Annotated in this window: 13 protein-coding genes; 11 read left to right on the forward strand and 2 right to left on the reverse strand. The window is 66.5% G+C overall.

The annotated features are described in order from the left end of the window. The first annotated feature begins 33 nt into the window (after positions 1 to 33). From pncB to DPQ65_RS08490, 11 genes are all read left to right on the forward strand, one after another. A complete protein-coding gene (pncB, locus tag DPQ65_RS08445) occupies positions 34 to 1,332 on the forward strand; it encodes a nicotinate phosphoribosyltransferase (protein WP_114906885.1) in 1,299 nt (432 codons plus the stop codon). Continuing rightward, the gene (locus DPQ65_RS08450) at positions 1,329 to 1,925 is read left to right on the forward strand and encodes an isochorismatase family protein (protein ID WP_114906886.1); all 597 of its coding nucleotides are present in this window, start codon (positions 1,329 to 1,331) and stop codon (positions 1,923 to 1,925) included. Before pncB ends, DPQ65_RS08450 begins: the two co-directional genes overlap by 4 nt. After that, complete coding sequence (locus DPQ65_RS08455) at positions 1,922 to 2,914, forward strand: radical SAM protein (protein ID WP_202863050.1); 993 nt, start codon at positions 1,922 to 1,924, stop codon at positions 2,912 to 2,914. Before DPQ65_RS08450 ends, DPQ65_RS08455 begins: the two co-directional genes overlap by 4 nt. Next, complete coding sequence (locus DPQ65_RS08460; RefSeq protein ID WP_114906887.1) at positions 2,911 to 3,639, forward strand: NUDIX hydrolase; 729 nt, start codon at positions 2,911 to 2,913, stop codon at positions 3,637 to 3,639. Before DPQ65_RS08455 ends, DPQ65_RS08460 begins: the two co-directional genes overlap by 4 nt. Positions 3,640 to 3,658: 19 nt before the next feature. Continuing rightward, positions 3,659 to 3,970 (forward strand): hypothetical protein, encoded by a 312-nt coding sequence (locus tag DPQ65_RS15650; protein WP_162802115.1) that lies wholly within the window; start codon positions 3,659 to 3,661, stop codon positions 3,968 to 3,970. A gap of 7 nt (positions 3,971 to 3,977) precedes the next feature. Next, positions 3,978 to 4,484 (forward strand): PH domain-containing protein, encoded by a 507-nt coding sequence (locus tag DPQ65_RS08465; protein WP_162802116.1) that lies wholly within the window; start codon positions 3,978 to 3,980, stop codon positions 4,482 to 4,484. Then, on the forward strand, positions 4,481 to 4,975 hold the full coding sequence (locus DPQ65_RS08470; protein WP_114906889.1) for a hypothetical protein: 495 nt from the start codon (positions 4,481 to 4,483) through the stop codon (positions 4,973 to 4,975). Before DPQ65_RS08465 ends, DPQ65_RS08470 begins: the two co-directional genes overlap by 4 nt. A 7-nt stretch (positions 4,976 to 4,982) precedes the next feature. Then, entirely contained in the window at positions 4,983 to 5,906 is a 924-nt protein-coding gene (locus DPQ65_RS08475) for a hypothetical protein (protein ID WP_114906890.1), read from the forward strand. A 394-nt stretch (positions 5,907 to 6,300) separates the two neighbouring features. Beyond that, positions 6,301 to 7,524 (forward strand): GNAT family N-acetyltransferase, encoded by a 1,224-nt coding sequence (locus DPQ65_RS08480; RefSeq protein WP_162802117.1) that lies wholly within the window; start codon positions 6,301 to 6,303, stop codon positions 7,522 to 7,524. Positions 7,525 to 7,815: 291 nt separating this feature from the next. Further along, entirely contained in the window at positions 7,816 to 8,157 is a 342-nt protein-coding gene (locus DPQ65_RS08485; protein WP_114906892.1) for a hypothetical protein, read from the forward strand. Between the two features lie 245 nt (positions 8,158 to 8,402). Further along, positions 8,403 to 8,978, forward strand: coding sequence for a deoxynucleotide monophosphate kinase family protein (locus DPQ65_RS08490; protein ID WP_114906893.1), 576 nt, complete (start codon positions 8,403 to 8,405; stop codon positions 8,976 to 8,978). Positions 8,979 to 8,986: 8 nt separating this feature from the next. On the opposite strand, the gene DPQ65_RS08495 is transcribed toward DPQ65_RS08490, so the two are convergent. Both DPQ65_RS08495 and DPQ65_RS08500 read right to left on the reverse strand, forming a co-directional pair. After that, complete coding sequence (locus DPQ65_RS08495; protein ID WP_114906894.1) at positions 8,987 to 9,334, reverse strand: hypothetical protein; 348 nt, start codon at positions 9,332 to 9,334, stop codon at positions 8,987 to 8,989. 196 nt (positions 9,335 to 9,530) lie between these two features. Then, positions 9,531 to 10,787: an MFS transporter gene (locus DPQ65_RS08500; RefSeq protein WP_114906895.1), complete on the reverse strand. Its 1,257-nt coding sequence runs from the start codon at positions 10,785 to 10,787 to the stop codon at positions 9,531 to 9,533. Positions 10,788 to 10,856 lie beyond the last annotated feature (69 nt).

Below are 10,856 nucleotides of genomic sequence, written 5' to 3' on the forward strand. Positions count from 1 at the left end.
AGTCATAGTGACTAAGAAAGAGGAGGGCCCCCGATGAGCACCCCGGCACTGCATACAGACCAGTACGAGCTCACCATGCTGTCCAGCTTCGTCGAGACCGGCCTGGTCATCCAGGACGCCGCCTTTGAGCTGTTCGCCCGCAGGCTGCCCGCTGGCCGCCGGTTCGGCATGGTCGCCGGACTCGGGCGCTTCCTGGACTCCCTCGACGGCTTCCGGTTCGAGGACGCTCAGGTGAACTGGCTGCTCTCCACCGGCAAGGTCACGCCGCTGTGCGCCGGGTACCTGCGCGACTGGACCTTCACCGGTGACATCGACGCCTACCCCGAAGGCAGCACCTACTGGCCGAACAGTCCCGTGCTCTCCGTGCGCGGCAAGCTCGGTGACGGCCTGGTGCTCGAGACCCTGGCTCTGTCGATGTTCAACCACGACAGTGCGATTGCCAGCGCTGCCGCCCGCATGGTTCACGCCGCCGGACGCCGCCCCCTGATCGAGATGGGATCCCGGCGCGTCCACGAGGAAGGCGCTGTCGCGGCCGCCCGAGCCGCCTACATCGCCGGATTCGAGGCCACCTCCAACCTTGAGGCCGGCTTCCGTCACGACATCCCCGTCGTCGGCACCGCGGCCCACGCCTTCACCCTCGCGCACACCGACGAGCTGACCGCGTTCCGGGCCCAGCTGTCCACGCACGGCGTCACGACATCGCTGCTGGTCGACACCTACGACACCTCGACCGGCATCCGCAACGCCGTCCGGGCCGCCAACGAGATCGGTGCCGACGGGCCTGGTGCTATCCGGCTGGACTCTGGCGACCTGCTCGAAGAAGCACACCGGGCACGCATCCTGCTCGACACCCTCGGCGCCACCCACACCAAGATCGTCGTGACCTCCGACCTGGACGAGTACGTCATCACCGACCTGGCCGGCGGACCCATCGACAGCTACGGCGTCGGCACCCGCCTAGCCACCGGATCCGGTCACCCAACCGCCGGGATGGTCTACAAGCTGGTCGAGGTGAACGGCCGGCCGGTGGCGAAGAAGGCAGCCGGCAAGGGCGGCACCGGGGGAGCCAAGACCGCCTACCGGCTCGCTGACGGCACTGAGGGTTACAGCCTCGACGGGAGTGTCCCGGCAGGTGCTGCCACTGTTGCTGTGCCGGTAGTTCGCAGCGGCCAGGTGCTTGAACACGCCGACGTGCACAGCGCCCGAGCACACGCCGCACAGCAGTTGGTCAGCCTGCCACCGGCCGCGCTACAGGTCTCAGACGGGGCCGCTTACCGGACGTGCACACCTAAGACCACCCGCATCACCGAACAGATTGAGGTTGCATCGTGAGACGCGCATTGATCGTCGTCGACCTGCAGAACGACTTCGCCGAAGGAGGTGCCCTCGGTGTGACCGGCGGCAAGGCAGTCGCCCTGGCCGTCAACGAACACGTGTCGGCGCACCCGTCCTGGTACGACCTGGTGGTCACCACCCGTGACTTCCACTCAGCCGAGGGCGACAACGGCGGCCACTTCGCGGAGCAGCCGGACTTCGTCGACACCTGGCCGGTCCACTGCGTGCAGAACACTCACGGGGCCAGGTTCATCCCCGAGTTCGACATCAGCCCGGCAGGCCTGCACATCATCAAGGGCATGGGCCGGCCTGACTACTCCGGCTTCCAGGGGGTCAACGTCAACGACGAGGCCACCGACCTGGAGACCGCACTGGACGCCCGCGGCATCACCCACGTCGACGTGGTGGGCCTGGCCGCAGACCACTGCGTGAAGGCCACCGCCCTGGGCGCAGCCGACCGGAACTACCGGACCCGGGTACTGGCCGACCTGAGCGCCGCGGTGACCCCAAGCACCTGGACCGAGATCGTGACCGAACTGACCGAGTCCGGCGTCGAGGTCCTCGGCTCTCCGGTGGGGGCGATCGTGTGAGCGCCACCACGAGCCTGGCCCTGCCGACCTCCCGGACCAGCACGGAGCACTGGGACGGTGTGGTCCGCTACGACTCATCCGAGGGCAACGTCTCCAAGCATGTCTTCACCACCGGGAACGCCGTGGCCGAGTCGGTGCTGTACCGCTACCCGACGTTCGCCGACCGGACCGTCATCTGCTGCTCGACCCAGTCCGGCTGCCCTGTCGGGTGCCGGTTCTGCGGGGCCGGTGACGCGTTCGTGCGCAACCTGACCACCGCGGAGATCGTCGACCAGCCGTTCCACCTGCTCGAAGACATCGTGGCCAGCGAGGTAGCTTCCGACTCCATCGGCTCGTTGCAGATCATGTTCATGTCGATGGGGGAGCCGCTGCTGAACCTCAAGGCGCTCACCCCGGCCATCCGCGAGCTGAACGAGCGTTACCCGGGCGCCCGGCTGCTGGTGTCCACGTCCGGCCCGCGGGTCGACTACGAGCCGTTCCACCAGCTCAGCGAGCAGATCGACACGGTCGGGCTGCAGTTCAGCGTGCACGAGTCGACCGACGAGGCCCGCGACACCCTGGTCCCGTTCAAGGCGAAGCTGACCCTGGCGCAGATGGCTCAGACGGGTGAGCAGTGGGCCCAACTCATCGGACGCCGCCCGTTCTTCAACTACTGCGTGCACGACCGGAACGACACCGACGCTGACGTGGCCCGGCTGCGTGACCTGTTCGACCCGGCCATCTGGGAAGCTACCCTGTCGGTCATCTGTGAGCGGGACGAGACGATGACCGTCGCCCACGCCCGCCAGCGGTCGCTCACCGAGGGCTTCATGACCAAGATGCTGACCGCCGGCTACTCCACCAGGATGTTCGACCCAGCTGGGCAGGATGACGTCGGGGGTGGCTGCGGCCAGCTCCACTACGTCCAGAAGTGGTTCGATGACCACCCCAAGTTCGCCCGCCGCAGCGCCGGATCTGGGCTACCCATCGTGCACGCCCCGGAGGGATGATCCTCTTGACAGAAGAGACCTACGACCCGTCCGCCTACCCGCCGTTCGCGGTGACCGTCGACTTGGCCATCTTCACCATCCGTGGCGGTGCCCTGTCTGTGCTGCTGGTCGAGCGCGGCGAGGACCCCTTCGCGGGGGCCTGGGCACTGCCGGGTGGCTTCGTCGAACCTGACGAGGACGCCGAGCAGGCCGCCTGGCGTGAACTGGCCGAGGAGACCGGGTTGACCGGCGAAGGCTTCCACTTAGAGCAGCTCGCCACCTACACCTCCCCGGACCGCGACCCGAGGATGCGTGTCGTCTCCGTGGCCCACGTCGCGTTCGCCCCGGACCTGGCCGACCCGAGAGCTGGCTCCGATGCCGCAGCGGCCCGGTGGTGGCGTGTCGACGAGCTGTCCAGCGACGACGGTCCGGCACTGGCGTTCGACCACGCCCAGATTCTCGAGGACGCCCTGGAGCGGGTCCGGTCAAAGCTGGAGTACACGACTCTGGCGGCCCAGTTCGTCCGCGAGCCGTTCACCCTGGCCGAGCTGAGGGCTGTCTACACCGCGGTGTGGGGCATGGCGCCCGACCTGGGCAACTTCCGGCGCAAGGTGTTGGCCACCGATGGGTTCGTCATCCCCGCCGGGCGCGACACCAGTGGCGGCAACCCGGGCCCGAAGCCGCTGCTGTTCACCCGAGGTCCTGCGACGGCCATTCAGCCGGCGATGCTGCGACCGGGGACCTGATCCGCCACACCACCAGGGCATGAGACGTTCGATCGCTGTCTTGGCCGTCGCCTGCGTGTTGCTCCTCGGCGGTTGTGCTGACGGGGTGGAGGAGCTGTACAAGAGCGATACCAGCCCGTCTGCGACCGAGAAGCCGGTCGACGACGAGTCGGACGACCAGGTTGTCGTCGAGCTGTCCAAGAGCCACATCAACGGCACAGACATGGATGTCTGGGCACGAAAGCTCCCGGACGGCCGCTGGGTCACCTGTATCGTTCTCGGGTCGGGTGACTATGGCTCGGGCATCGACTGTGACTGGGAGGGCGCAAGCACTCAGTGCCCCGCACAGTAGGCAGGGCATGGACGTCCCGCACACGGCCGAGCAGACCCTGTTCTCCTCGCGCACCCACGCCAAGATCCTGGTTCCAGCGCTGTTCATCCAGGGCCTCCTGCTAGGAGTCCACTTGGTCCTGCCGACGCTCTGGCCGGACGACACGGGCATCGGACCAGTCGACGACTACGGACACCTGGTGGTGCGCGCACTGGTCGTCCTGCTCGAGCTCACCTACGTGGTTATTCCGGCGCTGCGCTGGTGGCATTCGGTGTTCAGCGTCACCACCAACCGGGTCAGCATGTCCTGGGGTGTCTTCACCAAGCACTCCCGCGAGTTGGCGACCAGCCGCATCACCCAGGTCAACGTCGAACGGGGACTGCTGGACCGGCTCTTCGGGTGCGGCACCATCGTGCTGCGTGACGCCGGGAGCATCGAGCCGGTGCGACTGGCTGACGTCCCGCACGTCCACCAGGTCCGCCAGCTCATCGACGATCTGCGCTTCGAGGCCCCGTCGAACCTGGTTCTGCGATGAGCACCGTGTTCGACGAGGGCCAGCACCCGCGCGGTGAATCTGGGCAGTTCGCTACCAAGCCTGCTGCCGAGTCCGAGACCGATCTGGACGCCGTTTCGAACATCCGGTTCGCCTACATCCAGGCCGAAACCTACGAGAGCCGGGTCGGTGCCGCCAAGGAACAGATCGAGGCACTGAGCACCCAGGTCGACCAGGACTCCGCTCGCCAACTCGGGTGCTTCCTCCAGGCACTGCACCCCGACGCCACCCACGCCCGCCTGGAGTGGGACGAATACCGCTGGCACCTGGACGCCGCGCTGAACGATGACGGTAACGAACTGGACATCGACCGGGGCTCCGAAGACTGGTACGACTGCGAGGACGGCATCGACTGTGCCGTCAGTCAGATGTCCCGCAACATCGCCGCCCGCCCGGCCATCCTGATGAACCCAGGCGACGGCGAGATCAGGAACGGCGCCGAGGCGGTCGTCGATGTCCGCCCCGCACAGTAGGCCAGGTATGAGCACACCGAGCTATGACGAGTCCAAGCACCCGCGCGGTGACGGTGGACGTTTCGCCACTAAGCCAGCCACGGAGTCTGACACCGCCCTGGGAGACCCGCCGCAGGAGCTGTCCGAGCTCGGCCTGACACCGGGGCAGACCCTGACCCTGGACGATTACGACACCGGCTCGCAGGTCTTCGAACAGGTGGAGATCGCCGCATCGCACGCTGGCGACTACACAGTCAAGGGCAGGGTCTATGTCGACCTCACAGCAGGCCTTGACTCACCCGGTGACGCGGATCAGCAGAAGGCGTGGCTGGATGAGCGTCGGCACGTCATCGAGGCGTCCCTGCACGACCGCTACGGTGCGCTACTGGAAAACACCGAGGACGGTCAGAACCTGGTGTTCACATCCAGGGTGCCTGCCGATGCGTCCACGGACGACGTGATCGCCGAGCTGGAGAACAGCACGCGATCCCTGGCCGCACACGAGGACTTGCACGGGCAGACGGCCGGTCAGGACTACGCCGCATCAGCGCTCTGGTCCAACCTGCGGCGGGACCTGGACGACCACGCCCAGGACGCCAACGAGGCCACTGCCGCCTACGAGCAGTCCTTGGAGCTCATGGAGACTGACGGGGATGCCGGAACGGTGCGGATGACCTCGGCCTCCCGCGAGCAGGCCCGCCGTGACGTCTCCCGCTTCCTGACCGACAGCCGTCACATGATCGAAGCGGCCAAGGCACACCAGGAAGGGACCTACGACAACGCGGCGATCGGTCGGGACCTGGCGCACGCGCGGTCCGGGATGGCCGCAGGGTTCGACAACGGCGCCCTGGGTATGGCGGGGCCGGACCTGCAGAAGGCCGCCGAGGAGCTGCCGCCGATGCACACCTGGGTCGATAAGAACAACGACCTGCACGTCGAGTTCGAGGACTAGCCGTGAGTCGGTCCCAAGTCCGTTCAAACTGATTGTCACGGCGACTTCCGGTCAGCGTTCCTGGTCTGGGCCAGCGATAGTGGCGGGGAGCTACCGACGAGGATCTCTTCTGCGCCGAGGTCGTGAGCGCGCCCGGACGGGAACTCGCCGAGAGAGCACGGGCCTTGCCGCCCCGATGAAGTCCATCAGTTTCGAAGCCATCTACCCAGTGTCGGACCACGCCTCGGCCGCACCGACCAGAGCCAGGAACGGCCCAGGGTGCGATGTACTGTGCTGCCTCGAGCGAGACGGTCACAGTGTCGCCCTCGAGGCTCCGTGTGCCGGGCCGGACTTTGTCAGGACCGCCTGCAAGACTGCGGCTCATTCAGGAAGCAGCTCAGGGGAGGGCAGCGTAATGGGTAAGAAGGCATCCGCGACCAGGGCCAGCCGGCGTCAGGCAGCACAGACGCAGCACCGGACAGATCGCGCGGCCTACGTCCATCGTCGGCCAGCGACGGAGCCCGACGAGACGTACTGGCACGGCGGCTGGCCGGGTCTCGGGCCGGGAACTGTTCTCGTTGGTGCTGCGGAGGCGTCGCAGCACGGCATCGACCTGTCTCGCTACAAGGCCGGACGCCTTGAGTCTGACCCATTCCTGACCAGCCCGCACCGGGTGTACTTCAGTTCGAACCGGGACTTCGCCAAGGCGTTCGCTTCCCGTCTGACGATCCGCGACACAACTACCGGGATCGCGTTCCAGCGCGGCGCACTGTACCGAGTCGAGCCACTCGGAGACGTCGAAGTCGACCCGGACTTCAGGGACCACAGGATCTCCTGGTGCGCGCCTCGAGCACGCATAATCGCAGTCGAGGACCCGAACGTCATGGTGGACACCTATACCGCCACCGAGTGGCTCGGTCCCTATATGTCGTGGAGCGATAGGTCACCGGTGTACTCCACGACCGGTGAGTATCTGCTGAGCCCAGACCAGATCCACTCTGGACAGGTGGTTGCCCGGCAGGTTGCCCGTCTGCCGTGGACCCCGTTGGACCACATCGATGCAGCCCTGAACCATCGTCCCTCAGGCTCCAGACCCATGGCAGCGAATCACCCGGACATCGCCATGCAAGCTGCCGAGGCGGTCGCCGTGACCCAACGACACTTCGACAGCGCAGGGCGGCTCACGCAGCAAGGTGTCGAGTTTTCCAACGACTACCTTCCTGTACGTGACCAGGTCAACGCGCTGATCGAGCCAGTTGAGTTGAGCATGGACGAGTCCCGCGGGGTCGTCGTGGCCTCACACCCGCAGGACGGCGTGATCGGGGCATGTGTCGTCACGGCATCGCAGATGCACGAACAGCTCGTGATGTTCATCGACCGGGTCGGCGTTGCGCCGACCTGGCGACACCAGGGTCTCGGCTCCGTCATGCTCAGCATGGCGCAGCAGCTCCTGCCGAACACTGTCGACTTCGCGGCCGGACACTGTCCCCGCGAGATCGCGCCGTTCTTCGTGCAGTTGGGGTACACCTTATTGAATCCAGGCGTGCCGCTGATCCTGCCGGTCGATAAGGACGGCGAGGACAACCCGGCCCTCCAGGTCGCCGACGACTGCTGGTTCTACCGTCAAGGGCGGATCTGACTCAAGATGCTGCTGACCTCGCGCCGCTGCACCACCTGACCGGCATCGCCCCGACCCGCGACCTCGTGTTCGGCGAGATCCAGTGGTCCGGCACTGAGGGACACCTGCTGGACCAGCCGCGATCTGAAGGGCAGAGTGCGTTGCCTAACGCGGCGCGCTCTGTGGCCCCGCGCACCGGCTCCTCGTACCTTCCCGGGAGTGGCGGCGCGCCGGCCTGGACTGGCTCCGGGAAGCTCGGCGGGCGACAACGACCGAGGACTCGGGCTGACATGGGACAAGCCCACTTCGACAGTGTCGGTGGCCACCGGCATAGTCCTGGCCATGAGTTTGTCGACGCGTCAGGATCTTGCCGAGGGCGTGGCGAAGGCCATCACAAGCCGCCGACCCGACCTTGCCGACAACGTCGCCCTGGTCGAAGAACTGACTGTTCCGGCGGTGAGGATGATGTTGACCAATAAACGCTGCATCCTGTTCGTCCGAGCCAGGGAGAACCACCTCGCCTCCTGGGTGATCGCGACCCCGGATGGCCACGTGGTACGGGTGGCAGAGCCCGGCGGCGTCGGGGCGGTCGCATCGCTGATGATCGCGGCATACCTGCGCTTCGCGGAGACCGGCGAGGGCACCGTGAGCTGAGGGGGCTACACCGCTGTCCCCTGCTCGTGCAGACACATCGTGGTGCGCCGCACTGGCTGGTGGGTATCTCGGTCGGCCAGGTGACCCAGACAGCTAAATGTCGCCGGGTGTCGTCCCGCGGTCTCCCTCGGTTCCGCGGGGTGAAACTGCGCTCTTGGGAGCCAATGGTGCGCAGCGCGTGCGCATCCGCTATTGGGCGAGCCGCTAACCCGACCTGGCCCCAGATCAGGTGGCACAGGTAGTGCATGGACACTGTGATTGTTGGACTGACAGGCTTCGCCCAGTCAGGTAAGGACACGGCCGCGCGTGGCCTGATTGAGGCGCGGGGCTTCACACGGCTGGCCTTCGCGGACCTGCTCAAGAAGACCGCCTACAACATCGATCCGTACGTTGAGACGACCCCCGGACACTTCGAGCGGCTAGGTGAGCTCGTGGACCGGATCGGCATGGAGCGGGCGAAGTCCTATGACGACGTGCGTAGGCTCCTGCAGCGGCTGGGCACCGAAGGCGGACGGAACAATCTGGGCGGCGACGTGTGGGTGGACCCGGTGATGCGGGCCGCAACGTCCGCCCCGTCCCCTGTGGCCATCACCGACGTCCGCTTCCCCAACGAGGTGGCCGCTGTGAAGGCCGCCGGGGGACTGGTGGTGCGTGTGGTCCGCCCGGGTGTCGGTGCTATCAACGCCCACTCCTCGGATGCCGGCATCGCCAACCTGCCTGTCGACCTCGAAATCGAGAACGACAGCACGGTCGAGGCGCTGCACGCCAAGATGATCGACGTGGCAGACAGCCTCATGGCGGTGACCAGTCGGGCGAGCTGACCGTCCGACTAGGCCAGCACCGCCAGGACTGCGTCGTCCTGGTCATCATCCGAGGGCTGCACCGTGACGCTGGTGTCCGGTCCGAATTCCAGGACGTCGCCAGGTGTGAGCAGCTGACTGCCAGCCGTGTCCGAGCAAGTCACCTCACGGGCTGCACCGAGCAGCATGACCGCCCGCGCACCTTCCACCGGCGCAGAGCACGTCAAGGCCGGCACCAGATGCACCGTGCACCCTGTTAACCCCGGCACAACCTTGGTGACTGCTGCGAGGACCCTGGTCGTGTCGCCGGGCGTGACCCGCTCGAACAGGTCGACCGACTCGCCGGCGCTCAGTGCCTCGAGATGTGTGTTGCTCACGTCATCAGTCCTTTCGGTGGTTCGGCGCCGAGCTCGGTCAGCTTGGCATCCCAGTACGTCATGATCTGGTCCCTCACCGGAGCCAGGGTCGTGTAGGCCGCCTGTCGAGATGCAGTGAAGATTGCACAGCCATGAGCACCGAACCTTGCACTATCAGAAGTTCTCGCGTCGGTCGTGCAATCCAGGCAACTCGCTGCTACCGCCAGACCGGCTCGGTATCTGGTGTCTCCACGATCCGGCCGAGCGCGGTGGTGAGGGGGATGAGCACGCTGGCAAGCTTCATGAGGACGAGGGCGACCAGGACTTGCCGAATGCCGACCTCCTCAGCCAACCATCCGCCTGCCGCCGCTCCAAGCGGGATGACACCGAAGCTGAGAAGCCGGACGACAGCATTGACGCGCGCCAACAGCGCTGGCGGAGTCACAGTCTGACGCAACGTCAGGCTCTGCAGGTTGAACAACGCGATAGCGAACCCTGCCAGAGCCTGCCCTGGCACTAGCACCGGGACGGCATCGGACGCTGGCGCTGCTGCGACGACCGCGAGTCCGGCGGCTTCGAGCACCGTCGCGAGGATGACGAGGCGTCCCAGACCGATCCGGCGGCCGATCTGGGAACTCACCATGGCGCCCACAATCACGCCGAGGTTGGCGATACCCAGGGTCACGCCAACCGCGAATCCCGACAGCCCCAGCCCACGAACCATGAAGACAACCAGGATGGCCTGGTACGCACCGAAGACCACGTTGCCTACCAGTAGGTGCGCAGCCTGTGGCCGCAGCAGAGGACTGCGCAGCACCTGGGTCCAGCCGGCCATCAGGGCGCTGAGTCGTCCAGACTCCTCATCCGCCTGCACCGCTGGCTCCGGCCTGCGAATCGCCGCCAAGGCAGCTGCGCTGACAAGGTACGACACCACGGTGGCAACGACAGCCCCACTCGCCTTGACCGCTGCGACAAGCACACCTGCCAGGCCCGGGCCAGCCACCTGGGCAACCGATCGGCTGACCTCAAGAGCGGCGTTCGCGGGCATCAGTTGCTCCCTGCCGACCAACCAGGGCAAGGCCGAGAGATAGCAGACGTCGAACAGAACCGTTAGCGCGCCGACCGTGAAGGCCACGGCTACGAGCACGCTCATGTCGAGCCAGCCAGCGACCATGCCGAGCGGGACCAGAGCCAACAACGCGGCCCGGCCCAGGTCGGCCCCGATCATCAAGGGACGCCGTCTCACCCGGTCAGCCAGCAACCCGGCCGGCATCGAGACGAGCAAGTACGGCAGAAACACGACGGCCTGCAGGAGGCCGACCTGAGCGACCGAGGCGTCGAGCTCCAACACCGCCACCAGTGGAAGCGCCACAGTCGTTACCCGGCTACCCACCTGGCTAATGCTGTTGCCGAGCCAGTAGAGCCGGAAGGCAGGGTTGCGAAATACCCCCTCGACCCTGTCCGGTGGACCCACGGTTCACCTCCCCGGAGGATCATGCCACCTTCGGGTGTCAATGGCCACTTGTAGGTCCCCGGTTTTGGC

It is taken from the genome of Ornithinimicrobium murale (assembly GCF_003352835.1).
Classification (GTDB): domain Bacteria; phylum Actinomycetota; class Actinomycetes; order Actinomycetales; family Dermatophilaceae; genus Ornithinicoccus; species Ornithinicoccus muralis.

What these genes read in the sequence shown, in the direction of transcription:
- pncB (WP_114906885.1), top strand. Translation starts at nt 34, where the DNA reads ATGAGCACCCCGGCACTGCATACAGACCAGTACGAGCTCACCATGCTG.
- DPQ65_RS08460 (WP_114906887.1), top strand. Translation starts at nt 2,911, where the DNA reads ATGATCCTCTTGACAGAAGAGACCTACGACCCGTCCGCCTACCCGCCG.
- DPQ65_RS15650 (WP_162802115.1), top strand. Translation starts at nt 3,659, where the DNA reads ATGAGACGTTCGATCGCTGTCTTGGCCGTCGCCTGCGTGTTGCTCCTC.
- DPQ65_RS08465 (WP_162802116.1), top strand. Translation starts at nt 3,978, where the DNA reads ATGGACGTCCCGCACACGGCCGAGCAGACCCTGTTCTCCTCGCGCACC.
- DPQ65_RS08470 (WP_114906889.1), top strand. Translation starts at nt 4,481, where the DNA reads ATGAGCACCGTGTTCGACGAGGGCCAGCACCCGCGCGGTGAATCTGGG.
- DPQ65_RS08475 (WP_114906890.1), top strand. Translation starts at nt 4,983, where the DNA reads ATGAGCACACCGAGCTATGACGAGTCCAAGCACCCGCGCGGTGACGGT.
- DPQ65_RS08480 (WP_162802117.1), top strand. Translation starts at nt 6,301, where the DNA reads ATGGGTAAGAAGGCATCCGCGACCAGGGCCAGCCGGCGTCAGGCAGCA.
- DPQ65_RS08490 (WP_114906893.1), top strand. Translation starts at nt 8,403, where the DNA reads ATGGACACTGTGATTGTTGGACTGACAGGCTTCGCCCAGTCAGGTAAG.